Raw genomic sequence first — 26,182 nt, 5'->3', positions numbered from 1 at the left:
ATCGTTGATTCAGGCGGCTGCCTTGTCTAAAGGGCTGTCTTTCGCCGCGGCGTTGAGAAAACGGCCCCGCGATGCTATCTTTAGAGCATGCCCTGCGCCGGGGTTACATTCGGCGCGCGCAACCAAGGAGGACACTGTCCTGTCTGTTACTGCCGATGCGGCTGGTGCCGCTGATGCGGGGATGCCCATGACGGCACTGCCCCATACCGAGGTCACGAGCGAGCAGATCCTTGCCGCCGTCCTCAAGTCTCTCGACGACAACAAGGCCGAGGAAATCGTGCAGATCGACCTGCGCGGCAAGACCTCTGTCTGCGATCACATGGTAATCTGCTCGGGGCGCTCCTCGCGGCAGGTGGCTTCGATCGCCGAGAAGGTTGCCGAGGATCTGAAACACGAGCTGGGCGTCCTTGCCAAAACCGAGGGCGAAGAGACCGGTGACTGGGTGCTGATCGACACTGGCGATGTGATTGTCCATGTGTTCCGCCCCGAAGTGCGCGAGTTCTACCAGCTCGAGAAGATGTGGATGCCGCTGGGCAAGGTGACCCAGAGCGCGACCTGATCCGGAGCGTTCATGCGCGTGCATCTCTGCGTCGTGGGCCGGCTTCGGTCTGGCCCCGAGCGCGACCTTATTGACGATTATCTTAAGCGGTTCGACCGCACCGGGCGGGCGCTTGGCCTCGGCCCGGTGAGCGTTTCAGAAGTCGAAGACCGCAAGGGCGGCGGTATGGCCGCCGAAGCCGTGCTGCTGCGCAAGGCGATCCCTTCGGGGGCCAAACTGTGTGTGCTGGATGAGCGCGGCAGGCTGATGAGCTCCCCCGACTTCTCCCGGCAGGTCGCGGATTTCCGCGATCAGGGGGTGGGGGATCTGGCCTTCGTCATCGGCGGTGCGGACGGGATTGACCCGTCACTGCGGGCCGAGGCGGATATGGCGCTGTCTTTCGGGCAGATGGTCTGGCCGCATATGCTGGTGCGGGTGATGCTGTCAGAACAGCTCTACCGCGCAGCCTCGATTCTGGCCGGAAGTCCTTATCATCGCGTCTGAAGTCACTCTATCGGCGGGTTTTCGCCGTTAGGGCGACTCGACCTTGGCGGGAATCCGCGCGGACACAACCCGTTCGTTGCAAAGGCGGAAAACCCTGAATTAGCTGCAAGTTATCGCGCCGTCGCGCAGCTGTGAAGACGAGCGAGGTTGACGTGCCCATTATCTGTCCCTGCCGGCTCCCCCGCCGGTCCCGGGTAGGTCAACAGCCCCGGAGTTTCCCCGAACTCCGGGGCTCCCCATTTTCAGGGGGCAGGGTTTAGGGGGAAGGATCAGGGGCAGGGGCTCAGCTGTAAGCGTAGACCAGCAGGATGACCCCAAGGATCACGCGGTAGATCACATAGGGGGTGAAGCTGACCGATCGCAGCAGCCGCATCATCAGCGTCAGCGCAAGCAGGGCAGAGACGAAGGCGAAGGCGGCGGCAATGGCGCCGTCCTTGGCAGCCTGCGCGTCGGCGGTGCCGACCACCTCTGCGCCCAGCAGCACGCCAGAGGCGAAGATCGTGGGGATCGACATCAGCATCGAGATCTTGGCGGCGTCGTGCCGCGTGTAGCCCATCTGCCGCGCGCCGGTGATGGTGATGCCCGACCGCGAGGTGCCGGGGATCAGCGCGACGGCCTGCCAGAGGCCCAGCTTGATCGCGTCGCCAAGGTTCCAATCCTCTTCGGTCTTCATCTGCGGGCCCTTCTGGTCGGCCCACCACAGCACGATGCCAAAGACCAGCATCGTCCAGCCGATTACCGCGACCGAGCGCAGCATGTCCGAAAGGCCGGTGAGATTGAGGATCAGCCCGATCAGGATCACCGGCACAGTGGCGACCGCGAGCAGGAAGGCGAGCTTGGAGCCGGGAGTGTCGATCTTGCCGGTGAGCATCCGCGGCACACCCGCGAGACCGGTTCTCACGTCTGACCAGAAATACAGCACCACAGCAAAAAGCGTGCCCACATGGACCGCCACGTCGATGACCTGCCCCTGATCGTCCATGCCCGTGAGATTCGGCAGAAGAATCAGGTGACCGGAGGAGGAAATGGGGAGAAACTCGGTAATGCCCTGGATCAGGGCGAGGAGAATAAGTTGAGACAGGGGCATATACTCTGGTCTCCGCTGAAATAACCTCTTCCGCTATAGGCCCTTGGTTTTCAGGGGGAAAGAGTGAAATTGGTCCGGTTTCGGACCTATTTTTTGATCAAGAATGGGTGCGCGAGACGCCTTCAGTCAAATTTTTATCAATATAGGTCAGTATGTCTGACTTTTATTCGGTTTCGACCTTCTGTAATGAAGCCCGACCGATTGATTTGCTTGGAGACAAGGCATCATGGCAAAGCAACCCATGCTGAAATTCGTGAAGATCGAGCGCGACATGCCCGAGAAGCGGGAGGCCAGTGTCCGCAGCCACGACTTCGACGAAATTTATGCTGAGTTCGCAAAGGCCAAGGCCGAGGAGCAGGCGAGCCGCTGCAGCCAATGCGGTGTGCCCTACTGCCAGTCGCACTGCCCTCTGCACAACAATATTCCCGACTGGCTGCGCCTCACCGCGACCGGCCGTCTGGAAGAAGCCTACGAGATCAGCCAGGCCACCAACACCTTCCCCGAGATCTGCGGTCGCATCTGCCCGCAGGACCGTCTGTGCGAAGGCAACTGCGTGATCGAGCAGTCTGGTCACGGAACCGTGACCATCGGCTCTGTCGAAAAATACATCACCGACACCGCGTGGGAGCAGGGCTGGGTGAAGCCCGCCGCGCCGGTTTCGGAACGTGACGAAAGCGTTGGCATCATTGGCGCGGGCCCCGGCGGCCTTGCGGCCGCCGACATGCTGCGCCGCGCGGGCGTGCAGGTCACAGTCTATGACCGCTACGACCGTGGCGGCGGCCTGCTGACCTACGGCATTCCGGGCTTCAAGCTCGAGAAAGACGTGGTGATGCGCCGTATCAAGCAGCTTGAGGACGGCGGCGTGCGCTTCGTCTACAACTGCAACGTCGGCGAGGACATGAGCTTTGACGAGATCCGCGATCAGCATGACGCGGTGATCATCGCCACCGGCGTCTACAAGTCGCGCGACCTGCGCGGCCCCGGCGCGGGTGCCAAGGGCATCGTCAAGGCGATCGACTATCTCACCGCCTCGAACCGCACCGCCAACTTCGGCGACACCGTGCCCGAGTTCGAAAGCGGCGAGCTGAACGCCAAGGGCAAGAAGGTCGTGGTCATCGGCGGCGGTGACACCGCCATGGACTGCCTGCGCACCGCGATCCGTCAGGGCGCCGAAAGCGTGAAATGTCTCTATCGCCGCGACCGTGCCAACATGCCGGGCTCGCAGCGCGAGACCGCCAACGCCGAGGAAGAAGGCGTGCAGTTCGAATGGCTGACCGCGCCCAAGGGCTTCAAGGGGGATGCGTCTGTCGAGGCCGTGATGGTCCAGAAGATGCGCCTTGGCCTGCCTGATGCAACGGGCCGCCAGTCGCCCGAAGTGATCGAGGGTGCCGACTACGAAGAGCCCGCCGATCTGGTGATCAAGGCGCTTGGCTTCGAGCCGGAAGAGCTGCCGACGCTGTGGGGCGCGCCCGAGCTGGAAGTGACCCGCTGGGGCACCATCAAAGCCGAGTTCACCTCGGGCCGCACCGGTCTTCCGGGCGTCTATGCGGTGGGTGACATCGTGCGTGGCGCAAGCCTCGTGGTCTGGGCGATCCGTGACGGCCGCGATTGCGCCGAACACGTGCTCAAGGACTTCGACAAGCTCGCGGCGATCGCCGCCGAGTAAGCCCTGCACAACCGATGCACATCCCATGCACAATCCATACGCATGGGGCGTGCAGCCCCCGAAGAGAGCCGCAAAGAAAGGTCAGCCCTGCCGACCTTCGCCGAGAAAAGGATCGGAGCATGACGCAGAAGACCGGACATTGCCTCTGTGGCGCGGTGCGCTTCACCGTGACCGAGTTCGGCAATTTCGGCGTCTGCCATTGCGAGCAGTGCCGCCGCTGGGCCGGATCCGCGCTGTTCGCGGTGAACGTGCCCGAGGCGGCGATGCAGATCGAGGGGGCCGAGGCGATCCGCAGCTTCCGCAGCTCGAGTTGGGCCTCGCGCCACTTCTGCGGCACCTGCGGTTCGGTGCTCTGGTACCGCTACGACAAGGGGGTCGACGGGGCAGGGGAGTACGAGGTCTGCCTCGGGCTTCTGGATGACGGCAACGGGTTCGAGATGAAGAGCGAAATCTTCTCGGACGAAAAGCCGGACAGCTGGGCGCTTTCCGGGGGCCACCCGACATACACCCGCGTCGAGACGCTGAAGAAATTCGGCTCGGACGTCAGCGGCGCTTGAGCCGCAAGAGCTTGTCAGCGGCGCCTGAGCCGCACGACTGACCCGCGGCGCCTGAGCCGCAACTTCATTCCGGCGCGGTCCCGCGCCATCTCATTCGGCGCCTCGCGCGCCAGCCACGTATCCCGGCCGCAGCGCGGCCTTCCATGGAGGTGCTAAGCCATGACCACTTTCGACGCAAACTGGGTTGCCGCAGAGGAAGCCAAGCGCAAGTGGATGGAGGAGAACGGCCTGTTCCGCGAAGAGCATGAACACTCTTCCTGCGGCGTCGGCCTTGTTGTCTCCATCGACGGGAAGCCGTCGCGCAAGGTTGTCGAGGCGGGCATCACCGCGCTGAAGGCGATCTGGCACCGTGGCGCTGTGGACGCAGATGGCAAGACCGGCGACGGCGCGGGCATCCACGTGCAGATCCCTGTCAGCTTCTTCTACGATCAGATCGAGCGCACCGGCCACGCGCCGCGCAAGGGCGAGCTGATGGCCGTGGGTCAGGTGTTCCTGCCGCGTACCGACTTTGGCGCGCAAGAGACCTGCCGGACCATCGTCGAGACCGAAGTGCTGCGCATGGGGCACTACATCTACGGCTGGCGCCACGTGCCGGTGAGCGTCGAGTGCCTTGGCGAGAAGGCCAATGCGACGCGCCCGGAGATCGAGCAGATCCTCATCTCCAACGCCAAGGGCGTGGACGAGGAAACCTTTGAGCGTGAGCTTTACGTCATCCGTCGCCGGATCGAGAAGGCTGCGGCTGCCGCGGGCATCAACGGGCTTTATATCGCGTCGCTGTCGTGCCGGTCGATCATCTACAAGGGCATGATGCTGGCCGAGCAGGTCGCCGTGTTCTACCCGGACCTGCAGGACGAGCGGTTCGAGTCTGCCTTCGCGATCTACCACCAGCGCTATTCCACCAACACCTTCCCGCAATGGTGGCTGGCGCAGCCCTTCCGGATGCTTGCCCACAACGGCGAGATCAACACCATCAAGGGCAACACCAACTGGATGAAGTCGCATGAGATCCGCATGGCCTCGGCGACCTTCGGAGAGATGGCCGAGGACATCAAGCCGATCATCGCGCATGGGGCGTCGGACTCCGCCGCGCTGGACGCGGTGTTCGAAGTGCTGGTCCGCGCCGGGCGCAACGCGCCGATGGCCAAGACCATGCTGATCCCCGAGGCGTGGTCGAAGCAGGCGGTGGAACTGCCGCAGGCGTGGCTCGACATGTATTCCTACGTCAACTCGGTGATGGAGCCGTGGGACGGCCCCGCCGCGCTGGCGATGACCGATGGCCGCTGGGTCTGCGGCGGTCTCGACCGCAACGGCCTGCGTCCGATGCGCTATGTCGTCACCGGCGACGGGCTGCTGATCGCGGGCTCCGAAGCGGGCATGGTGCCGGTCGACGAGTCGACGGTGCGCGAAAAGGGCGCGCTTGGCCCGGGCCAGCTGATCGCCGTCGACATGGAAGAGGGCAAGCTCTACCACGACACCGAGATCAAGGACCGTCTGGCCGCCAGCCAGCCCTTCGGCGAATGGGTCGGCAAGATCACCGAACTGGACGAGAGCCTTGGCAAAGTCGCCGAGAAGCCGCTGTTCACCGGTGGTGAGCTGCGCAAGCGCCAGATCGCGGCAGGCTACAGCATCGAGGAACTCGAGCAGTCGCTTTCGGCGATGGCCGAGGACGGCAAGGAAATGCTCGCCTCGATGGGCGACGACACGCCGTCTGCGGTTCTGTCCAAGAAGTACCGGCCGCTGAGCCACTTCTTCCGCCAGAACTTCAGCCAGGTGACCAACCCGCCGATCGACAGCCTGCGCGAATTCCGAGTGATGTCGCTGAAGACCCGCTTCGGTAACCTCAAGAACGTGCTCGACGAGAGCTCGGCGCAGACCGAGATCCTCGTTCTGGACACGCCCTTCGTGGCCAACGCGCAGTTCGACGAGCTGACCCAGCACTTCAACGCCGGGCTGGTCGAGATCGACTGTACCTTCCCCGCCGGTGCCGGTGAGGGCGCGCTGCGTGACGGTCTGGCCCGCATCCGGGCCGAGGCAGAGGATGCCGTGCGCTCGGGCGGCGGCCACATCGTGCTGACCGATCATCATCAGGGCGAAGGCAAGGTCGCCATGCCGATGATCCTCGCCACGTCGGCGGTGCACAGCTGGCTCACCAAGAAGGGTCTGCGGACGTTCTGCTCGCTGGGTGTGCGCTCGGCGGAATGTATCGACCCGCATTACTTCGCGGTTCTCGTCGGCTGCGGCGCGACCATCGTGAACCCCTATCTGGCCGAGGACAGCATTGCCGACCGTATCGAGCGCGGCCTGCTGGACGGCTCGCTGACCGAGAACGTCGCGCGCTATCGCGAGGCGATCGATCAGGGCCTGCTGAAGATCATGTCCAAGATGGGCATCTCGGTGATCTCGTCCTACCGCGGCGGTCTCAACTTCGAGGCCGTGGGCCTGTCGCGCGCCATGTGCGCCGAGTATTTCCCCGGCATGCTGTCGCGGATCTCGGGCATCGGTGTGCACGGCATCCAGCAGAAGGCGGAAGAGGTGCACGCGCTTGGCTTCAAGGGTGGCCGCGACGTGCTGCCGATCGGCGGCTTCTACAAGGCGCGCAAGTCGGGCGAGACCCACGCATGGGGTGCGCAGTCGATGCACCTGATGCAGGCGGCCTGCAACAAGTCGAGCTACGAGCTGTGGAAGACCTACTCCAAGGCGATGCGGGCCAACCCGCCGATCCACCTGCGCGACCTGCTGGACTTCAAGCCGATGGGCAATGCGATCCCGCTGGAAGAGGTGGAAAGCATCACCTCGATCCGCAAGCGCTTCGTCACCCCCGGCATGTCGCTCGGCGCGCTGTCGCCCGAGGCGCATAAGACGCTGAACGTCGCGATGAACCGCATCGGCGCCAAGTCCGACAGCGGCGAGGGCGGCGAGGATCCGGCACATTTCGTGCCCGAGCCCAACGGCGACAACCCCTCGGCGAAGATCAAGCAGGTGGCCTCGGGCCGGTTCGGCGTCACTGCCGAATACCTGAACCACTGCGAAGAGCTTGAGATCAAGGTCGCGCAGGGCGCCAAGCCCGGCGAGGGTGGCCAGCTGCCCGGCATGAAGGTCACCGAGCTGATCGCCAAGCTGCGCCATTCGACCAAGGGCGTGACGCTGATCTCGCCGCCGCCGCACCACGACATCTATTCGATCGAGGATCTGGCGCAGCTGATCTACGACCTCAAGCAGATCAACCCGCGCTGCAAGGTGACGGTGAAGCTGGTGGCCTCCTCGGGCGTCGGCACGATCGCTGCGGGCGTGGCGAAGGCCAAGGCCGACGTCATCCTGATCTCGGGCCACAACGGCGGCACCGGTGCCTCGCCGGCGACCTCGATCAAATACGCGGGTCTGCCGTGGGAGATGGGTCTCACCGAGGCGCATCAGGTGCTGGCGATGAACAAGCTGCGCGACCGCGTGACGCTGCGCACCGACGGTGGCCTGCGCACCGGGCGTGACATCGTCATGGCCGCGATGCTGGGCGCCGAGGAGTTCGGCATCGGCACCGCCGCGCTGATCGCCATGGGCTGCATCATGGTCCGCCAGTGTCAGTCGAACACCTGCCCGGTGGGCGTCTGTACCCAGGATCCGGAGCTGCGTGACAAGTTCACCGGCAACGCCGAGAAGGTGGTGAACCTGATCACCTTCTACGCCACCGAAGTGCGCGAGATCCTCGCCTCCATCGGTGCGCGCTCGCTGAACGACGTGATCGGCCGTGCCGACCTGCTGAGCCAGGTCAGCCGCGGGGCCGAGCATCTCGACGATCTCGACCTCAACCCGCTGCTGATCCGCGTGGATGGGGCCGACGACATCGTCTACGACCGCTCGAAGGGCCGCAATGTGGTGCCCGACACGCTCGACGCCGAGATCGTTCGCGACGGCAGCCGCTTCCTCGAAGACGGCGAGAAGATGCAGCTGTCCTACGCGGTGCAGAACACGCACCGCACCGTGGGCACGCGCACCTCGAGCCATATCGTCAGCAAGTTCGGCATGCGCAACGCGCTGCAGCCCGACCACCTGCACGTGAAGCTCACCGGCTCTGCCGGCCAGTCGCTGGGCGCCTTCGCGGCTCCGGGTCTGAAGCTGGAAGTGTCGGGCGATGCCAACGACTACGTGGGCAAGGGTCTGTCGGGCGGCACCATCGTGGTGCGTCCGCCGATGATGTCGCCGCTCACCGCGTCCGAGAACACGATCATCGGCAACACGGTGCTCTACGGTGCGACCGACGGCTATCTCTTCGCCGCGGGCAAGGCGGGCGAGCGTTTCGCGGTCCGCAACTCCGGCGCGACAGTGGTGGTCGAAGGCTGCGGCACCAACGGCTGCGAGTATATGACCGGCGGTCTTGCGGTGATCCTCGGCCCGATCGGCGCCAACTTCGGCGCGGGCATGACCGGCGGCATGGCCTATCTCTATGATCCCGAAGGGCTGGCGCCCGACCTGATGAACATGGAGAGCCTCGTGACCTGCCCGGTGGCCGAAGAGCATTGGGAAGCGGAACTCAAGGGCATGGTCGAGCGCCATGCGCAAGAGACCGGCAGCCGCAAGGCGCTGGACATCCTGCAGAACTGGGTGACCGAGAAGGACAAGTTCCTGCAGGTCTGCCCGCGCGAGATGCTCGACAAAATCGCCCACCCGCTGGGCATCGAGCAGGACATGGCGGTTCCGGCGGAGTGATCCGCCACCGCCACCGCCATCGCAAAGATCGCAGCGCCCGGGCCATAGGTCCGGGCGTTTCCCTTTGCTGGATGCGCGAGATGCTTTTCCATGCCCGCCGCGACGTGTAAGTCTGGCGCCATGGCGCGCGCAGCAAAAAACACCGCAGGCAAATCGAGAAAGACCGGCAAGTCTGGCAAACCCGGCAAGGCGGGCGGGGCCGCATCGCGGTCAAAGCCCCTCGGCGGGCTGGTGCGGCGCGCGGTGCAGGCGGCGCTGCTGCTGGTGGCGCTGACCGTGCTGGCGGTGCTGAGCTACCGTTTCATCAACCCGCCCGGCACGTTCTACATGTGGAGCGAGGGCCGCAGGCTCGGCCAGCCGGTGGCCTATGATTGGGTCGATGCCGAGGATGTGGCGCCGGTGATGATGCGCGCGCTGGTCGCCGCCGAGGATGCGAATTTCTGCACCCATTGGGGCTTTGACATGCGGGCGATCCGCGCCGCCATCGCCGAGGGCGGCAACCGCGGCGCCTCGACGATCAGCCAGCAGGTGGTGAAGAACGCCTTCCTCTGGCAGGGGCGCAGCTGGCCGCGCAAGGCGCTGGAGGCTTCGATCACCCCGCTGATGGAGGCGCTCTGGCCGAAACGCCGGATCCTCGAGGTCTATATGAATGTCGCCGAGTTCGATGAGGGCGTCTTCGGGGTCGAGGCCGCCGCGCGGCATTACTTCGGCGTGGCGCCAGCCGATCTCAGCTCGACGCAGGCGGCCCGGCTCGCGGCGATCCTGCCCGATCCCAAGGACCGCTCGGCGTCGCGCCCGTCGAACTTCGTGCAGCGCCGCGCCGCGCAGATCCGCGACGGCGCCGCCACCATCGCCCGTGACGGGCGCGCGGCCTGTTTCGAATAAGCCGCCGCGCAGGGTTTCGCCGCCAGGGGCTTCTTCTCTTTAAAAATACGCCGGGGGAGCCGCGCAGAGCGCGGCGGGGGCAGCGCCCCCGAAACCGCCTCCCAACCGGGGCCACATCCGGCCATCACCCGCCCGTGTCCTCATGCCCTGTTGAAACGCCGCCGCTTTCACGGCAAACAGGCGAGAGATTTCCCACAGCATTCGGAGCCGCAGTCTTATATGGCCAAGCTTTACCACGTGCCGCTTTCGCCGTTCTGCCGCAAGGTCCGCCTGAGCCTCGCAGAAAAGAAGATCGAATGTGAGCTGGTCGAAGAGCGCTACTGGGAGCAGGACGCGGATTTCCTGCGCCGCAACCCGGCGGCCAAGGTCCCGGTGCTGCGCATCGACGGCAAGACCATGTCCGAAAGCGCCGCCATCTGCGAATGGCTCGAAGAGAAATACCCCGAGCCCGCGCTGCTGCCGCGTTCGCCCGATGCGCGCTACGAGGTGCGCCGCCTCGTCGGCTGGTTCGACGACAAGTTCCACAATGAGGTCACTTCGAAGCTGCTCTACGAGCGGGTGAACAAGAAGATCATGAAGACCGGCTTTCCCGACAGCAAGAACGTGAAGGCCGGGGCCAAGGCGATCAAATATCACCTCGATTACATGGCGTGGCTGCTCGACCACCGGCGCTGGCTGGCGGGAGACGTGATGACGCTGGCGGATTTCGCCGCCGCGGCGCATCTGTCGTCGCTCGACTATATCTCGGACGTGGATTGGAACCGCTCGGCGGCGGTGAAGGATTGGTACGCCAAGATCAAATCGCGCCCGGCCTTCCGCTCGATCCTCGCCGATCAAATCCCCGGCTTCCCGCAGCCCGCGCATTACGCCGATCTCGACTTCTGAGGCCGGATTACCGAGGCTTGTTGGGAGGGGCATCGAGGAGGGGGCGCTGCCCCCTCGGCGCTGGCGCGCCTCACCCCCGGGATATTTTCGCCAAGAGGAAGGGCGGACGCTTGGATGATCTGAAGGCACGGCTGCTGGCGGAGGCGTCGGAGGTGGGCTTTGCCGCCTGCCGCATCTGCCGCCCGTGGGATGTGCCGGAGGCGGCCGGACGGCTGGCGGAGTTTCTCGAGGCGGGGCGTCACGGGCAGATGGGCTGGATGGCCGAGCGCACCCATTGGCGCGGCGATCCTTCGGCGCTCTGGCCTGAGGCGCGGTCGGTGATCATGCTGGCCGAGAACTATGGGCCGGAGCATGATCCGCGGGCGGTGCTGGAGTGCCCGGAGCAGGCGGCGATCTCGGTCTACGCGCAGAACCGCGATTATCATGACGTGGTGAAGAAGCGGCTGAAGCGGCTGGGGCGCTGGCTCATCGACGCGGCGGGGCGCGAGGGCGATGCGCCGCAGATCAAGGTCTTTGTCGACACTGCGCCGGTGATGGAAAAGCCGCTGGGGCAGGCGGCGGGCTTGGGCTGGCAGGGCAAGCACACCAATCTTGTGAGCCGCGAGCTGGGCTCGTGGTTCTTTCTGGGCTCGATCTTCACCACGCTGGATCTGCCGGCGGATGCTGCCGAGCGCGACCATTGTGGCTCGTGCCGGGCCTGTCTGGATGCTTGCCCGACGCAGGCCTTTCCCGCGCCCTATCAGATCGACGCGCGGCGCTGCATCTCCTACCTGACCATCGAGCATCACGGCCCGGTGGATGAAGACCTGCGCGCGCTCATGGGCAACCGCATCTACGGCTGCGACGATTGCCTCGCGGCCTGTCCGTGGAACAAATTTGCCGAGCGCGCGGCGGAGGTGAAATATCACGCCCGCGAGGACCTGCTGGCGCCGCCGCTGGCCGAGCTTGCGGCGCTGGACGATGCGGGGTTCCGAGCGCGGTTTTCCGGCTCGCCGATCAAGCGGATCGGGCGCGACCGCTTCGTGCGCAATGTGCTTTATGCCATCGGCAATTCCGGGCGGGGGGATCTGCGGGGCTCTGCGCTGGCGCTCTGCGACGATCCGGACGAGACCGTGCGGGACGCGGCGCGATGGGCGGCGATGCGGTTGCAGGGGCTCTGAAGGACCCGGAAGCGCCGGTGCCGAGGGATGGCACCGACGCCCACGAGGGTCTTGGTTCCGGAGGCTCTGACAGGATTGGTACGTGCCTCCTGCCGGGAAAGATGGGCAGCGGGGCGATACGGCGCAAGGACGCTCACGGGATCGCGACACACGGTGTGTGAACGGGGGTGTTTGCAGCGTGCCTGTGCGAGCCTCGGGTGCAAAAATCGGCCCCCCACGCCATGGGCATGGAGGGCCGCCGGGCTCTTGAGGTAAGTCCCGGTGGCCGCGCCGAAGCGCGGATTTCTGTGGCGCTGATCAGTCGCGGTCGTCGACCAGCAGCTCGATGCTGTCGCTGCCCGCGTAGACCCCGATCACATCGTCCACATCATAGCCTTCGGCGTCCAGTTGCGCGGTCAGCTCGTCATTGCCCGACATCAGCTCGCGCAACGCCCGCAGTTGCGGCCCGGCCTCGGCCAGCGCGTCATCCAGTGCCACGGCGCTTTCGTTGGCCTGCCCCTTGAGTTCGCTCAGCGCGTGGATGTTGAGCCGCGTGGCTTCGGTCACGGTCTCGGGGTCGGCCATCGCCAGATCGGCGTTGTGCAGCGAGGAGATCACCTGCCCGTAGCTTTGCGGCACCTCGGCGTCGAGGTCGGCGGTGGTGGTGGTCGCGGTCGGCGTGGTGTCGGTCACGCCCGAGCCGCTGGCGCCGGTGCTTTCGGTCATCTCATTGCTGGCGAGCGGCGTCTCGCTTTGCGTCGCGGGGTCTTCGGTGCCGGAAGACTGCGCAAGGGCCGCGCCCGAAAGCGAGGCGGCGGTGAGAACGGCGAGGCCGAATTTCGTGGTGGAACGCAGGGTCATGGCGGTCTCCTAAGCATCCTTTGGTCGGTTGCGATGGCGCGTTTCACGGCGCCGGTCATGCAGATAATGCGCGAGGGCGGGGTTCGGATCCCTGCGGCCGCACCGCAGGTGCCAACCGGCGGGGGATTGCCGGAACCCATGGGGCAGGGGCGGCGGCGGAGCGCCGGTTCCGGCTGCCCTTACGGCAATCGGCGCCGTCAAGGATGGGCGCAGGGACGGGCAGGCGGGCAGCCGCTTGGTCAGGCGCTTGTTCAGGGGGGCTTTGCATTGGCGGCAACGGGCCCCATCTTAGAGGCAAGACCACGAGCGGAGACATTCCATGGCGACCTATGAACGCAATCCCGACGTGATCGCGACGCTCGATCCCGAGCAGTATCGCATCACGCAGGAAAACGGCACCGAACGGCCGGGCACCGGCAAGTATCTCGACAACAAAGAGCCGGGCATCTACGTCGATGTCGTCTCTGGCGAGCCGCTCTTTGCCTCGTCCGACAAATACGAAAGCGGCTGCGGCTGGCCGAGCTTCACCAAGCCGGTCGAGCCCGCGCATGTGGCCGAGCTGCGTGACACCACCCACGGGATGATCCGCACCGAGGTGCGCTCGACTCACGGCGACTCGCACCTTGGGCATGTGTTCCCCGACGGACCAGTGGACCGCGGCGGGCTGCGCTATTGCATCAACTCGGCCTCGCTGCGCTTTGTGCATCGCGATGACATGGAGGCCGAGGGCTACGGCGCTTACCTCGATCAGGTGGAGGATGTGGCATGAGCTTGCAGCGCGCAGTTCTCGCAGGTGGGTGTTTCTGGGGCATGCAGGATCTGATCCGCAAGCTGCCGGGGGTGGCCGAAACCCGTGTCGGCTATACTGGGGGTGACGTGCCCAACGCCACTTACCGCAATCACGGCACCCATGCCGAAGGGATTGAGATCTGGTTTGATACCGAGAAGACCTCCTATCGCCGCCTGCTGGAGTTCTTCTTTCAGATCCACGATCCGACCACGCTGAACCGTCAGGGCAATGATCTGGGGATGAGCTATCGCTCGGCGATCTATTACGTCGATGAGGCGCAGAAGGCAGAGGCGCTGGAGACCATCGCCGATGTCGAGGCCTCTGGCATCTGGCCGGGCAAGGTGGTGACCGAGGTAGAGCCGGTGGGCGACTTCTGGGAGGCCGAGCCGGAGCATCAGGATTACCTTGTGCGCTATCCTGGCGGCTACACCTGCCACTTCCCACGCCCCGATTGGGTGCTGCCGCGACGCGACGCGGCGGAATGAGCGTGCTGGGCGCGCTCTGCGGGGCCCGCGCCGCGGAACCTTTCGGGGAACCGCAGTGTGGGCGTTCGCGTTTGCCGGGTGACCATTTACCGAGGCTAGCGACGAAGGACGGCGCAACATGAGCAGCAGCAGCGCGGTGCAGGAGGCGCCCGTCGAGCAATCCTCGCGACCGGTGGGCGAGATCGTCGACCGGCTGCGGGACGCGGCCTCGGGCGATAAGGTTTCGCTGCGCGATCTGGTTGAGAGCTTTGGCGAAAGCTCGTTCCTGCCGGCGCTGATGGTGCCGGCGCTGCTGGTGGTCTCGCCGCTGTCGGGGATTCCGCTGTTCTCGACGTTCTGCGGCCTGCTCATCGCCTTCATCGCGGGGCAAATGCTGATCTCGCGGCGCTATCTGTGGCTGCCCGATTTCTTGATGAGCCGCAGTTTCGACGGCGCCAAAGCGCGCAAGGCGATGGATAAGCTGCGGAAGCTGAGCGACTGGCTCGACAAACATGCCAAACGGCGCCTGCGGGTGATGACTTCGGGGCCGATGCGCAAGGTGCTGCAGCTGATCTGCGTGCTCTGCGGGCTGGCGATGCCGTTTCTGGAACTGGTGCCCTTCTCGTCGTCGATCCTCGGCGTGACGGTGCTGTGCTTTGCCACGGCGATGCTGGTGCGGGATGGGCTCTTCGCGACGGTGGGCTGCGTCACGCTGGCGGCGGCGGTGCTGGTGCCGCTGATGGTCGCGGGCGTGATCTGAGGAGCGCGGAGGCTCTGTCGGGTGGCCCTGTCAGGCGGCCCCTTCAGGGGGCCGCGCCAAAGACGCTGATGATCAGCAGCGCGACCAGCGCGAGGGCGCAGAACAGGACCAGCGATTTCCACCCACGGCTGCGCGGCTCGGGGTCTCGGGGCAGGGGCGCCGGGCGATCCCAAGCGCCCGCGTCGCCCGGCCCGGCGCGCACGTCATGCGGGTGGGCGACGTCATGTTGATGCGTGCGGTCTTGCGTCTCTTGGCTCATCTCGGCCTCTCCTGACGGTGGCGCATGTGTGCCATGCTCTTGCCGGACCAACGTCGCTGCGGCGCAGCGGTTCCGAGGCGGCACGCTCAGGCCTCGGCGCGCGCCCAGCCTTGCTCGCCGAAGTGGTAGAGCCGCCGCTCGGCCTCGTCGAAATGGCCATGGCGGGCGACCATGCGGCGGATCTCGGCGCTGTGGCTCTGCAGATCGAGGATGGCGAAATCATTCTCTTGCCCGCGCCGCCGGGTCGACAGCCCCGTGCCCACATGCACCTGAAGCACCTGCGCGCCATGTTTGCGCGACAGGAACGGCTCTGTCCGCCAGCGATGCAGATGGCCCGACAGCACCAGATGCGCGCCGCATTCCGACAGCCGTTCGATCGCCTGATCGGCATCGCGCATCAGCGATTTGTCCACATCCGCATCCTGTTCGAACGGGTGGTGGGCGAGCACCACGTTAAGCCCCTTGCTTTCCGAGAAGATGCGGCAGGCATTGCGCATCTGCAGCCAGCGGATCTTGCCGCGCTGCCAGCGGAAGCGGTCGACGGTGTTGAAGCCCACGACGGTGAGCCCCGGCAGCTGTTTCACCGGCATCATGTCTTCGGTGATGAACCGGCGGTAGCGGCGGTAGGGGCGAACGAAGCGCAGCCAGAGATTGTCGAGCGAGACGTCGTGGTTTCCGGGCACCGCCATCCAAGGCGCGCTCAGCTTGCGCAGAAACGCGCGGGCCTCGCGGTACTGGCTGCGACGGGCGCGCTGTGTGAAATCGCCGGTGACTGCAACGAGGTCTGGCTTGGCGCGGTTGACCGCGCGCAGCAGCGGATCAAGAAGCTCGGGCGCGTCGCGGCCAAAATGCAGGTCAGAGATGTGGATCAGTCGGGTCATGCCGCAGTTTGCTCGGTCGGGGTATTCTCGGTCGGGGTATTCTCGGTGGGGGTATTGTCGGACGGGACCATGACGCGCAGCGGTGCCTCGCGGCGGCAGAAGCGGATCGGGGTCTCCATCAGTTCCTTTTCGCCATCGCGGGCGACCAGCGCGCGCGGGCGATCGGTGCGCAGCGTGATGTCGCGCCCGGTGACAAAGCCAAACTCCTCGCCCTTCTGCGCCTTGCCCATGGCGAGGCGCACCGAGGCGCGGATCAGGTCCCAGCGGCTGCTGCCTTTGGAGGTGAAGAGCACGAAATCCCCGTCGCGGATCGCATCGCCGCCGTCGAGATTGAACTGGTCAAGCTGATAGGCGCTGTTGGCCACGAAGGCGAGCGGCGTGCGGATGCGGCTTTTGCGGCCATCCACGGTGACCTCCATGCGCAGCGGGTGGCGGAAGCCGGCGAGCGCGAGGATCACCGACCAATAGGCGGCGACGCGCGACCGGCCCCAGCGCTGATAGACACCCTCGCGCGTGCGCAGGATCAGCGGATAGATCCCAAGGCTGGCGTTGTTGAGGAACACCTCGCCGTTGACCTCGCCGAGGCTGATCTCGCGCATGCGGCCCGTGGCCAGCACCGCGACGGCGCCTTCGGGTTCCTCGGGGATGTCGAGGCCCCGGGCGAAATAGTTGAACGTGCCCTGCGGGATCACCCCCATGGTGACACCGGCCTCATGGGCGGCAGTGGCGACCGCGCCGATGGTGCCGTCGCCGCCCGCGGCCACAAGGATGCCGCAGCCGTTGTTCGCGGCCTTGCGCGCAGTGTCGAGAATGGATTTCTCGGGGGTCAGACCGATCAGTTCAGCCTCCAGCCCGTAGCGCTCGAAAAGCGCGTTGAGCGTCTTTCGGCGGCTTTGCTTGTCGGGGTGGTCCCCGGAATGTTCGTTCAGAATCACACAGATCTTGCGTTGTTCCGGCACCGGCGCAGCCTCCATCGGGGTTCATCCGGTAAACGCGGCGGCCTTGGGCGTGGTTCCCGCGGCGCTGCGATCCCCGGTCAGCACGGCGCGACCCCCATGGCGATCAGCTCGGCCCCGGTGAGTGTGAGCGGGACCGGGCCTGCAAAGCGTGCGCGAGACAGGAACCAGCCGCGCAGCGGGGGCGGGTAGGTCTCTGCCATGCGGGTGGACCAATGGTCGAAGCGATCAGCGCTCATCGTTCCGGCAAGATAGTGCGGGCCGTGAAAGCCGAACTGCGTTTGCGACGAGACGCAGACATTGCCCGCGCCAAGCAGAAGTGTGCAGGCGGAGTTGCAGAAGCGCCCGCGCAGTTCGACCCGCGCGCCTTGCGCGCGCAGCCGCTGCACCTGTCGCAGCCGCGGACGCAGCGGCCCACCGGCATCGTCGCGCACCACCACGCGGGGGTCCGGCGCCGCGCTGGCAGAAGCGGCGGGTGGCTCGGGGCCGCGCCGCAGCACGAGGGCCGGGCCAAAATCCGGCGTCTGGTCCGCCGCCTGCAGACCGGGGCAGGGCACGCTGAGGCAGAGCAGAGAGGCCAGAAGGCAGCGCAGGCGGGAGGGGCGTGACATGGGCAAGGGCAGCCTCGGCTTTGGCGGACTGCCGCAGCGATAGCCGTCAGGGCCTAAGGTTCGGTTTATCTGCCACGGCTGCCCATTTCTTACGCGCCATGCGCTTGCCGTGGATTGACGTTGCGGCGGCTTCTGCGCAGGTTGCCCGCATGACGCAGAGCACCTCCTCCAGCCCTTCCACACAGAAAAAGCGCGCTTCTTCCGAAGAGGATCGACTGCATCTGCGCTTTGTCGGTCTGCGCGGCTGGCTGCACGCGCTCTGGCGCACATGGCAGCGCATGGACGAGCGTAACCTCGGTCTGATTGCCGCCGGTGTGGCCTTTTACGCTTTTCTGTCGATCTTTCCGGCGATGGCGGCGGTGATCGCGATCTGGGGCTATTGGGCCGATCCGATCGCCATTTCCGAGCAGATGGACCTGCTCACGGAAATGATCCCCGAGGTCGCCTATCAGCTGATCGACACGCAGATTACCCAGCTCATCTCGACCAACCGCTCGACGCTGCAATGGGCCTCGATCCTGTCGATCGTGCTGGCGATCTGGTCGGCGCGGGCGTCGGTCGCGGCGCTGATCCGCGGGCTGAACACGGTGACCGAGGCGCCGCATCGGATGAACCCCGTGCGCCGCGTCGTCGTCGCCTACGGGATGACCGCGCTGCTGGTGCTGGTGGCGCTGCTGGCCTTCGCGGCGGTGGTGGTGATCCCCGTGGCGCTGGCCTTTGTCGGGCTGCCCACCTCGATCGAGATCGCGGTGGAAGGGGCGAAATGGATCGTGCTTTTGTGCGTGGTCTATCTCGCCGTGGCGCTTGTCTACCGCTTCGGCCCCAACAAGCGTCATTCGCGCATGCCCTGGCTGACGCCGGGGGCGGCGATTGCGGTGATCGCATGGGCCTTCGGGTCTTTCGCGCTGGCCAGCTATCTGCGCAACTTCGACCGGCTCAACGAGGTCTACGGCTCGCTTGGTGCGGTGGTCGCCCTGCTGCTGTGGTTCTACATCAGCGCGCTGGTGACCTTGCTGGGCGCGCAGCTCAATACCGAGCTTTTGCGGGTGCTCACGGCGCGCAAGGCAGCAGAAAAAGCAGCCGCTGAGAAGCGCGCAGAGGCTGCCCCCGAGACGCCGGACGCACTTCCCGAAAAAAACTGAACTTTTTGCGGAACCTTTCTTTTTCCGGGGTGTTGGGGATGCAAGGACGCACGATCAGTCCTGTCCCTGTTCCCGGGCTGCCACCTGTCCCGACTTCCCTCATGTGGCCCGGGCCCTACCAAGGCTCCACCTTCCCCGGGTGGAGCCTTTTCTCTTGTCTCGGGGCCAAAGTCTCAGGGTTACCGGTTCCTCAAGGCTGCCGGGCGCTGGCCAAGGCGGCGCCGCCAAGCGCGGCTTCCATATCGGCGATCGTCGCGAGGATCGCGTCCTGACGCACTGTGGTGAACCCGTCCGACGCGCGGGACAGATCGTTGATGGTGACAAGAACGCTGGTCAGCACCAGCGAGAACACCATGGTGCGCCACGTCAGGCGGCGCCCCTGCAGCGCGGTGCGGTTGCCGAGGATGAAGACGCCCGCCCCGGCCGAAAAGGCCAGAAGCCCCCAGATACCGACCGAGATCGACTTTGAGGCAGCGGCCACGCGGCGGCTGTGCGCGTCCAGCACTTCGGTCACGCCGCCTGCAACGAAGGTCTGCACGGGGCCGGGCACGTCCGGGGTCAGCGCAGAGGTGACCGCGGGCCAGAGTTTGGCCTGCGCCTCGGCGGAGCGGGCAAGCACCGCGTCGATCTGCGCGCGGGTGGCGCGGTGGCCCGCCGGGATGACCCGCGTGCGGGTGTACTCCAGCAGCGCCTCCTGCAGGGGGCGGCCCGCGCCCTCGGGCAGAAGATCGGCACGCAGGAAGGCGGTGCCGAGTGCCGCGCCTTCCTCGACCACGGCGGCGGTGCTGGCCTCGCGCCAGTTCAATGTGGCGCTGAAGGTGAAGCCAAGCAGAAGGCCCAGCAGCGCGAGGAGCGCACCAAGAGAGGCCTCGCCAGCGAGCGGAACGCTGGCATCGCCCGCCGCGTGGCGGCGCAACTCGAAACTGCCGAAGCGAAAGCCCGCGTAGGCGCAGGCGGGCAGGGCCAACAGAAGAATGACGATGACCAGCCAGAACGGAATAGGATGTGCTGCAATGCTCACCGGATACACCCGACATAAATGGGGCCACGCAGGATCTACGGTGGCCTCCGGCCGGGGGCGCGTCTCCTCCGCCGGATGATGATCACTCATCCGGCGCTTTTCTCAAAGCATTCTTTGCACCTAGCCCCTGTCTACCGCCAGCACGGGCGGTCTCAGCAGGGGGCGCTCAGTCCGGTGTACGCCGTGCGCTCTGGGTCCGGCGGCCTTCGCCGAGGATGTTGAAGAGGTTGAGCACGATCACCGTGGTCGGGATGGCGACGATGCCGCCCAAGGGACCCCAGAGCCAGAGCCAGAACACCAGTGACACGAAGATCATGAAGGGGTTGATCTGGATGTGCTTGCCGACGAGGCCGGGGGTGACGAACTGCGCCTCGCACATGTTGAGCGCGAGATAGATCGCCATGGGCGCAAAGCTCATCAGCCCGTCAAAGGCCACCAGCCCGTTGAGCAGCAGCCCCGCCGCCATCGCCGCCGGCCCGACATAGAGCACAAAGTTCAGCAGTGCCGCGGCGATGCCCCAGATCGGCGCGCCGGACATGCCGATGGCCATCAGCCCGCCGGTGACCGCAAAGCCGAGGCCGATGTTGATCGCGGTGATCGTCGCGAAATAGCGCGAGACCGCGTTCTCGGCGGAACAGAAGCGATCCAGCATCACCGCCGTGGTGGTGGTGTCGCCGATGCGGCGCGACATCCAGTTGTAGATGTTCCAGCGCGTCAGCAGGAAAAAGAACAGCCCGCCGAAGAACACCAGCGATTGCGCAACGATGACCGGCGCGAGGTAGAGCGCATCGCTGACCGTGGGCATGCCCCCGGCCTCGTCGCTCTTTTCCTTGGCCGCGCCAAGCGCCTGCTCCACCTCGTCTATGCCGCGAATGAGGTCGCGATATTCGAAGAGGAACTTGCGGATCTCGTATTTCACCGTGGGGATGCGGTCGATTGCCGAGGTCACATAGGGTTCGACCAGAAAGCCGAGCGCGATGACGACAAAGAAGATCAGCACAATGAGCGCGATGGCCACGAGGCCGCGCGGCAGGCCGAATTTGGCGAGCCGGTCCACCACCGGCGCGAAAATCACGCCGACGGTGATGGCGAGCAGAAGCGGTGCAAAGATGTCTTCGGCGAGTTTGAGGCCGACGAGCAGGGCGAGACCGGCGAGGATCGCTGCGCTGACTCGGAGAACGGGATCGTGGCTGGGCGCGCGATTCATGTAATGCAAGGTCTCGAATATGGGATCATGCCCCTCAACCGCGAGGCGGTGATTTGGTTCCTCGCCCCGCGCGGTATCCTTTCATCTTTCACAAAATACTTCGGGGTCCGGGGCAGAGCCCCGGTCCACCGTCTGTGGCTCACTCCGCCGCGCGGGCCAGCGTGTAGCGGTTGGCGGGCTCCGAGATGCCGAGATTGCCGCGCAGGGTGCTGGCTTCATACTCCTCGCGGAACAGCCCACGGCGGCGCAGTTCGGGCACCACCAGCCGGGTGAAATCCTCCAGCGAGGAGGGCAGGGTGGGGAACATAAGGATGAAACCGTCGGCGGCGCGGGTCTCGAACCATTCCTGCATGAAATCGGCGATCTGCGTCGGCGTGCCGGTCAGCCCGTTGCCGGTGTGGCGGCGGGCATAATGCGTGATCAGCTCGCGCATCGTGTGGCCTTGGGTGACGAACTCCTTCAACTCGTCGAAGAGCGCCTTCGAGCCCTTGGCCTTCTCCGGCATCCGCTCCATCGGGAAGGGCTTGTCGAGATCGACGCCGCGCAGGTCCGCCTCGAGGAATTCCTGCAGCATCAGCAGCCCGACGTCCGGGTGCATCAGGTCGACAAGCTGCTGCTCTTTGGCTCTGGCCTCTTCCTCGGTCTCGCCGACGTTGATGACAATGCCGGGCATGATCTTCAGATCGTCCTCATGCCGTCCGTATTTGGCCATCCGGCCCTTCACATTGGCATAGAAGGCGCGGTTCTTGTCGATGTTGGAGGCCAGCGAGAACACCATCTCGGCGGTGCGGGCGGCCAGTTCCATGCCGGGCTCCGACCCGCCCGCCTGCGCGATCACCGGGCGGCCCTGCGGGGTGCGCGCAATGTTGAGCGGGCCGCGCACCTGGAAGTGCTTGCCGTGGTGGTTCAGCTCATGGAGCTTGTGCTGGTCGTGGTAGATGCCGCTGTCGCGGTCGAGCAGCAGCGCATCGGGCTCGTAGCTGTCCCACAGGCCGAAGACCACATCGACGAACTCCTCGCAGCGCTCGTAGCGCTCGGAATGCGGCGGCAGCCCCTCGCGGTTGTAGTTGTAGCCGGTCTCGTCATGGTCCGAAGTCACTACGTTCCAGCACATCCGCCCGCCCGACATATGGTCCGCCGAGGCGTAGAGCCGCGCGATGTTGTAGGGTTCATAGTAAGAGGTCGAGGCGGTGGCGACGAAGCCCAGCTTCTCGGTGTGCTGCGACAGCGCGGTGATCGCGGTGATCGGCTCGAAGCGGTTCATCTTGGTGGGCTGGCGGGCGAGGGCGGCGGGATCGCCAATGGCCGCGGCAGGGCTGTCGGCGAAGAACATGAAGTCCAGTTTTGCCGCCTCAGAGATCTGCGCGACCTTCTTCAGGTGCGACAGGTCGTTGGCGCCATGCACGTCGCTGCCCGGGTGCAGCCAGGCCGCCGGGTGGAAGCCGAAGGTATAGACGAACGTACCGAGTTTGAGCTGGTCGGGGCGCGACATGGGAAGTCCTCTGGCAAGCGAAAGATGCAGCGAGAATGTCGCTTGGCGGGGTTTTGGACAAGCGGGGTGGGGCTGCGCATTGGTTTAGTTTTTCTAAAGTGAAGAGGTGTGAGTGAGGCGCCTGTCCGCCCGTCTCGCGTGGTGCTTGGTTGTTGAGCACCTCGGCGCTTGCGTCCTGCTTTTCCCAACGGCTCGATTGACAGGTGATCAATTGTATAGACATAAAGGCGCAACGACCGGGAGAATCGAGATGACAAAGCAACAGGTGCTGCGCGGCGGGACTCTGGTGACGCTGGAAGGGGAGAAGGGCTATGGGCTGCTCGAAGGCGGCGCCGTGGCCATCGACGGCGAGACCATCGCTTGGGTCGGGCCTATGGCCGACCTCCCCGAGGCCTATGCGGCTTGGCAGGTGACTGACCTCCAAGGGCGCCTCGTGACGCCCGCGCTCACCGACTGCCACACCCACCTCGTCTACGGCGGCTCGCGCGCCCGCGAGTTCGAGATGCGGCTCGAAGGCGCCAGCTACGAAGAGATCGCCCGCGCCGGAGGCGGCATCGCCTCGACCGTGCGCCACACCCGCGCGGCGGACGAGGGCGCGCTGATCGCGCAATCCCTGCCGCGGCTCGACGCGCTGTTGGCCGAAGGCGTGACCACGGTGGAGATCAAATCGGGTTACGGCCTCGACCGCGACACCGAGCTGCGGCTGCTGCGCGTCGCGCGCAAGCTGGCCGAGCTGCGCCCGGTGCATGTGGTGACCACCTTCCTCGGTGCCCACGCGCTGCCGCCCGAGTGGCAGGGGACCAAGGCCGAGTATATCGCGCAGATCTGCCTGCCGACCCTGCGCGCCGCTCATGCCGAGGGGCTGGTGGATGCGGTCGACGGCTTCTGCGAGGGCATCGCCTTTTCCGCCGCCGAGATGGAGCCGGTCTTTGCCGAGGCGCAAAAGCTGGGCCTGCCGGTCAAGCTGCACGCCGAGCAGCTGTCGCATCAAGGCGGCATCCAGCTTGCGGCCAAATACGGCGCGCTTTCGGCCGATCACGTGGAATACGCCACCGAGGCCGACGCCGCGGCGATGGCAGAGGCGGGGATGGTGGCGGTGCTGCTGCCCGGCGCTTTCTACGCCATCCACGAGACGCAGGCGCCGCCCGTCGCGGCCTTCCGCGCGCACAACGTGCCCATGGCGCTGTCGACCGACGCAAACCCCGGCACCTCGCCGCTGACCTCGCTGTTGCTGACCATGAACATGGGCTGCACGCTCTTTCGCATGACGCCGGAAGAGGCGCTGCGCGGTGTGACGGTCAATGCGGCCAAGGCGCTTGGCCTGACCGACAGGGGCCGCATTGCCGCCGGTCAGCGCGCCGATCTTGGTATATGGAACACCGACAGCCCCGCAGAGCTGTCCTATCGCATCGGGTTCAACCCGCTTCATGCCCGTATCTTTGGAGGCCACGCATGATCCTCACCCCCGGCGCCGCCACGCTGGCGCAGCTTGAACAGCTCTGGCGCACCGACGCGCCCGCCCGTCTCGATGACGCGGCGCGCCCGGCCATCGCCGCTTCGGCCAAGGTCGTCGCCGATGCCGCCGCCGGGTCGGAGGCGATCTATGGCGTCAACACCGGCTTCGGCAAGCTCGCCTCGATCAAGATCGCGCCCGAGGATACGGCAACGCTGCAGCGCAACCTGATCCTGTCGCATTGCTGTGGCGTCGGTGAGCCGCTGCCCCGCGCCACCACGCGCCTGATGATGGCGCTCAAGCTGCTGAGCCTCGGCCGCGGCGCGTCGGGCGTGCAGGTGCAGACGGTCGATCTGCTCGAAGCGATGCTCGAAAAGGGCGTGACCCCGGTGGTGCCCTGTCAGGGCTCGGTCGGCGCGTCGGGCGATCTGGCGCCGCTGGCGCATATGACCGCCGTGCTGCTTGGGGCAGGGCAGGCGGAGTTTGAGGGCGCTGTGCATCACGGCGCCGAGGCGCTGGCCAAGGCCGGGCTGGAGCCGGTGGTGCTGGGGCCCAAGGAAGGCCTCGCGCTGATCAACGGCACGCAGTTTTCCACTGCGCTGGCGCTGGTCGGGCTGTTCGAGGGCTGGCGCAATGCACAGACCTCGATCGTCACCGCCAGCCTCACCACCGACGCGATCATGGGCTCCACCGCGCCCACCCGTGCCGAGATCCACACGCTGCGCGGCCATCGCGGGCAGATCAAGGTCGCCGCGGGCATCCGCGAACTGATGGAGGGCTCGGAGATCCGCGAGAGCCACCGCGAGGGCGACTCCCGCGTGCAGGATCCCTATTGCATCCGCTGTCAGCCGCAGGTGGCGGGCGCGGCGATCGACCTGCTGCGCTACGCCGCGACGACGCTGGAGATCGAGGCCAACGCGGTCACCGACAACCCGCTGGTGCTGGGGCCGGGGAACATCGTCTCGGGCGGCAACTTCCACGCCGAGCCGGTCGCCTTCGCCGCCGACCAGATCGCGCTGGCGCTCTCGGAGATCGGGACCATCGCGCAGCGCCGCGTGGCGCTGATGGTCGACCCGGCGATGAACCACGATCTGCCGCCCTTCCTGACGCCCGCGCCGGGGCTGAACTCGGGCTATATGATCGCCGAGGTGACCACCGCCGCGCTGATGTCCGAGAACAAGCATCTCGCCAATCCCTGCTCGACCGACAGCACGCCGACCTCTGCCAACCAAGAAGACCATGTGTCGATGGCCGCTCATGGCGCGCGCCGCCTTGGTCTGATGAACCGCAACCTGTCGGTGATCCTTGGGGTTGAGGCGCTGTGTGCCGCGCAGGGCGTGGATTTCCGCGCGCCGCTCAAGACCTCGCACCGTCTGGCGCGGGTGGTCGCGAAGATCCGCACGCGCGTCGCGCCGCTGGAGAATGACCGCTACCTCGCGCCCGACCTCGAAGAAGGGGCTGCGCTGGTGCGCTCGGGCGCGTTGCTGGTGGCTGCGGATCTGGAGGAAGCGCTGTGAGAAACGAACCCGTCACCGTCACGCGGGGCGACAGTCCCATCGTTCTGGGGCTGCCGCACACCGGCACCTATCTGCCCGACGAGATCTTTCGCAAGCTCACCCCGCGCGGGCAGGAACTGAGCGATACCGACTGGCACATCCACACGCTCTACGAAGGGCTGCTGCCCGGTGCGACCATGGTGCGCGCGACCTTCCACCGCTATGTGATCGACGCCAACCGCCCGCCGGATGGCGCCAGCCTCTATCCCGGCCAGAACACCACGGGCCTTGTACCGCTGACCGATTTTGACGGCACGCCGATCTGGCTCGAAGAGCCGGACGAGGCCGAGATTGCCGCCCGCCGCGACGCTTTTCACGCGCCCTATCATGCGGCGCTGATGGCCGAGATGGAGCGGGTGCGGGCGAAGCACGGCGTGGCGATTCTCTACGACTGCCACTCGATCCGCTCGCACATCCCGTTCCTGTTCGACGGCAAGCTGCCCGATTTCAACATCGGCACCGCCGGGGGCACCACCTGCGATCCCGCCATCGAGGCGGCGGTGGCCGAGGTCTGTGCCGCTGCCGAGGGCTACACCTCCACGCTCAATGGCCGCTTTAAAGGCGGCTGGACGACGCGCAACTACGGCCGCCCCGAAGAGGGGTTCCACGCCATCCAGATGGAACTGGCGCAGGACACGCATCTCGAGAGCGAGGTGGCCCCCTATGCCTATGACGAGACCAAGGCGGCGCGGCTCCGCGCCCCGCTTTCCGATCTGTTGCACCGGATCGAGGCGCTGGCGCCTTCGCTTGCCAAGTAATCCGGCCGA

Annotated in this window: 24 protein-coding genes; 15 read left to right on the top strand and 9 right to left on the bottom strand. The window is 65.9% G+C overall.

From position 1 onward, the window contains the following. Window positions 1-187: 187 nt before the first annotated feature. Window positions 188-559, top strand: coding sequence for a ribosome silencing factor (rsfS, locus tag AYJ57_RS05430; protein ID WP_066106702.1), 372 nt, complete (start codon window positions 188-190; stop codon window positions 557-559). 12 nt (window positions 560-571) lie between these two features. Further along, on the top strand, window positions 572-1,042 hold the full coding sequence (rlmH, locus tag AYJ57_RS05425) for a 23S rRNA (pseudouridine(1915)-N(3))-methyltransferase RlmH (RefSeq protein WP_066102296.1): 471 nt from the start codon (window positions 572-574) through the stop codon (window positions 1,040-1,042). A gap of 283 nt (window positions 1,043-1,325) precedes the next feature. Here the strand turns inward: rlmH and AYJ57_RS05420 are convergent, their stop codons facing one another. Further along, window positions 1,326-2,129, bottom strand: coding sequence for an undecaprenyl-diphosphate phosphatase (locus tag AYJ57_RS05420; RefSeq protein ID WP_066102292.1), 804 nt, complete (start codon window positions 2,127-2,129; stop codon window positions 1,326-1,328). A gap of 226 nt (window positions 2,130-2,355) precedes the next feature. Here AYJ57_RS05420 and AYJ57_RS05415 point away from each other — a divergent pair, with 226 nt between their 5' ends. The 6 genes from AYJ57_RS05415 to queG all read left to right on the top strand — a co-directional run bounded on the left by AYJ57_RS05415 (window position 2,356) and on the right by queG (window position 11,983). Continuing rightward, complete coding sequence (locus AYJ57_RS05415) at window positions 2,356-3,795, top strand: NAD(P)-dependent oxidoreductase (protein WP_066102289.1); 1,440 nt, start codon at window positions 2,356-2,358, stop codon at window positions 3,793-3,795. Window positions 3,796-3,914: 119 nt separating this feature from the next. Then, the gene (locus AYJ57_RS05410) at window positions 3,915-4,352 is read left to right on the top strand and encodes a GFA family protein (RefSeq protein ID WP_066102286.1); all 438 of its coding nucleotides are present in this window, start codon (window positions 3,915-3,917) and stop codon (window positions 4,350-4,352) included. 159 nt (window positions 4,353-4,511) lie between these two features. Beyond that, entirely contained in the window at window positions 4,512-9,053 is a 4,542-nt protein-coding gene (gltB, locus tag AYJ57_RS05405) for a glutamate synthase large subunit (RefSeq protein WP_066102283.1), read from the top strand. A 120-nt stretch (window positions 9,054-9,173) separates the two neighbouring features. Then, window positions 9,174-9,938 carry a monofunctional biosynthetic peptidoglycan transglycosylase gene (mtgA, locus tag AYJ57_RS05400; RefSeq protein WP_066102280.1) on the top strand — a complete coding sequence of 255 codons (765 nt, stop codon included), beginning with the start codon at window positions 9,174-9,176 and terminating at the stop codon, window positions 9,936-9,938. 219 nt (window positions 9,939-10,157) lie between these two features. After that, complete coding sequence (gene fzlA, locus AYJ57_RS05395) at window positions 10,158-10,823, top strand: FtsZ-binding protein FzlA (RefSeq protein WP_066102277.1); 666 nt, start codon at window positions 10,158-10,160, stop codon at window positions 10,821-10,823. Window positions 10,824-10,933: 110 nt separating this feature from the next. Further along, window positions 10,934-11,983, top strand: coding sequence for a tRNA epoxyqueuosine(34) reductase QueG (gene queG / locus AYJ57_RS05390; protein ID WP_066102274.1), 1,050 nt, complete (start codon window positions 10,934-10,936; stop codon window positions 11,981-11,983). A 297-nt stretch (window positions 11,984-12,280) separates the two neighbouring features. Here the strand turns inward: queG and AYJ57_RS05385 are convergent, their stop codons facing one another. Continuing rightward, window positions 12,281-12,823, bottom strand: a complete 543-nt coding sequence (locus AYJ57_RS05385; protein WP_066102271.1) for a hypothetical protein — start codon at window positions 12,821-12,823, stop codon at window positions 12,281-12,283. A gap of 319 nt (window positions 12,824-13,142) precedes the next feature. Here AYJ57_RS05385 and msrB point away from each other — a divergent pair, with 319 nt between their 5' ends. The 3 genes from msrB to AYJ57_RS05370 all read left to right on the top strand — a co-directional run bounded on the left by msrB (window position 13,143) and on the right by AYJ57_RS05370 (window position 14,837). Further along, on the top strand, window positions 13,143-13,592 hold the full coding sequence (gene msrB, locus AYJ57_RS05380) for a peptide-methionine (R)-S-oxide reductase MsrB (protein ID WP_066102268.1): 450 nt from the start codon (window positions 13,143-13,145) through the stop codon (window positions 13,590-13,592). Then, the gene (gene msrA, locus AYJ57_RS05375; RefSeq protein WP_066102262.1) at window positions 13,589-14,098 is read left to right on the top strand and encodes a peptide-methionine (S)-S-oxide reductase MsrA; all 510 of its coding nucleotides are present in this window, start codon (window positions 13,589-13,591) and stop codon (window positions 14,096-14,098) included. The genes msrB and msrA overlap by 4 nt, the downstream gene beginning before the upstream one ends. 118 nt (window positions 14,099-14,216) lie before the next feature. After that, window positions 14,217-14,837, top strand: coding sequence for an exopolysaccharide biosynthesis protein (locus tag AYJ57_RS05370; RefSeq protein ID WP_066102260.1), 621 nt, complete (start codon window positions 14,217-14,219; stop codon window positions 14,835-14,837). A 43-nt stretch (window positions 14,838-14,880) separates the two neighbouring features. Here the strand turns inward: AYJ57_RS05370 and AYJ57_RS05365 are convergent, their stop codons facing one another. The 4 genes from AYJ57_RS05365 to AYJ57_RS05350 form a co-directional block, all read right to left on the bottom strand. Next, complete coding sequence (locus tag AYJ57_RS05365) at window positions 14,881-15,096, bottom strand: hypothetical protein (RefSeq protein ID WP_066102256.1); 216 nt, start codon at window positions 15,094-15,096, stop codon at window positions 14,881-14,883. Window positions 15,097-15,182: 86 nt separating this feature from the next. Continuing rightward, a complete protein-coding gene (locus tag AYJ57_RS05360; RefSeq protein WP_066102254.1) occupies window positions 15,183-15,977 on the bottom strand; it encodes a metallophosphoesterase family protein in 795 nt (264 codons plus the stop codon). Then, entirely contained in the window at window positions 15,974-16,912 is a 939-nt protein-coding gene (locus tag AYJ57_RS05355; protein ID WP_237220198.1) for a diacylglycerol/lipid kinase family protein, read from the bottom strand. The genes AYJ57_RS05360 and AYJ57_RS05355 overlap by 4 nt, the downstream gene beginning before the upstream one ends. Before the next feature lie 101 nt (window positions 16,913-17,013). Continuing rightward, window positions 17,014-17,544 (bottom strand): hypothetical protein, encoded by a 531-nt coding sequence (locus AYJ57_RS05350; protein WP_066102249.1) that lies wholly within the window; start codon window positions 17,542-17,544, stop codon window positions 17,014-17,016. 149 nt (window positions 17,545-17,693) lie between these two features. Here AYJ57_RS05350 and AYJ57_RS05345 point away from each other — a divergent pair, with 149 nt between their 5' ends. Further along, the gene (locus tag AYJ57_RS05345; RefSeq protein WP_083191156.1) at window positions 17,694-18,686 is read left to right on the top strand and encodes a YihY/virulence factor BrkB family protein; all 993 of its coding nucleotides are present in this window, start codon (window positions 17,694-17,696) and stop codon (window positions 18,684-18,686) included. Window positions 18,687-18,876: 190 nt separating this feature from the next. Here the strand turns inward: AYJ57_RS05345 and AYJ57_RS05340 are convergent, their stop codons facing one another. From AYJ57_RS05340 to AYJ57_RS05330, 3 genes are all read right to left on the bottom strand, one after another. Continuing rightward, window positions 18,877-19,707, bottom strand: a complete 831-nt coding sequence (locus AYJ57_RS05340) for a bestrophin-like domain (RefSeq protein ID WP_157373974.1) — start codon at window positions 19,705-19,707, stop codon at window positions 18,877-18,879. A 166-nt stretch (window positions 19,708-19,873) separates the two neighbouring features. Continuing rightward, window positions 19,874-20,914, bottom strand: coding sequence for an AI-2E family transporter (locus AYJ57_RS05335; RefSeq protein ID WP_066102239.1), 1,041 nt, complete (start codon window positions 20,912-20,914; stop codon window positions 19,874-19,876). A 139-nt stretch (window positions 20,915-21,053) separates the two neighbouring features. After that, window positions 21,054-22,406, bottom strand: a complete 1,353-nt coding sequence (locus AYJ57_RS05330) for an LLM class flavin-dependent oxidoreductase (protein WP_066102236.1) — start codon at window positions 22,404-22,406, stop codon at window positions 21,054-21,056. 250 nt (window positions 22,407-22,656) lie between these two features. On the opposite strand from AYJ57_RS05330, the gene hutI reads away from it, so the two are divergent. From hutI to hutG, 3 genes are read left to right on the top strand one after another with little or no spacing between them, the layout of a single operon-like run. Next, window positions 22,657-23,862, top strand: a complete 1,206-nt coding sequence (hutI, locus tag AYJ57_RS05325; RefSeq protein ID WP_066102233.1) for an imidazolonepropionase — start codon at window positions 22,657-22,659, stop codon at window positions 23,860-23,862. Continuing rightward, window positions 23,859-25,376 (top strand): histidine ammonia-lyase, encoded by a 1,518-nt coding sequence (gene hutH / locus AYJ57_RS05320; protein ID WP_066102230.1) that lies wholly within the window; start codon window positions 23,859-23,861, stop codon window positions 25,374-25,376. The genes hutI and hutH overlap by 4 nt, the downstream gene beginning before the upstream one ends. Beyond that, window positions 25,373-26,173, top strand: a complete 801-nt coding sequence (gene hutG / locus AYJ57_RS05315) for an N-formylglutamate deformylase (protein WP_066102226.1) — start codon at window positions 25,373-25,375, stop codon at window positions 26,171-26,173. The genes hutH and hutG overlap by 4 nt, the downstream gene beginning before the upstream one ends. Window positions 26,174-26,182 lie beyond the last annotated feature (9 nt).

The sequence above is a fragment of the Salipiger sp. CCB-MM3 genome, assembly GCF_001687105.1.
Lineage (GTDB): Bacteria > Pseudomonadota > Alphaproteobacteria > Rhodobacterales > Rhodobacteraceae > Salipiger.
This window is presented reverse-complemented; position numbering and strand designations above follow the sequence as displayed.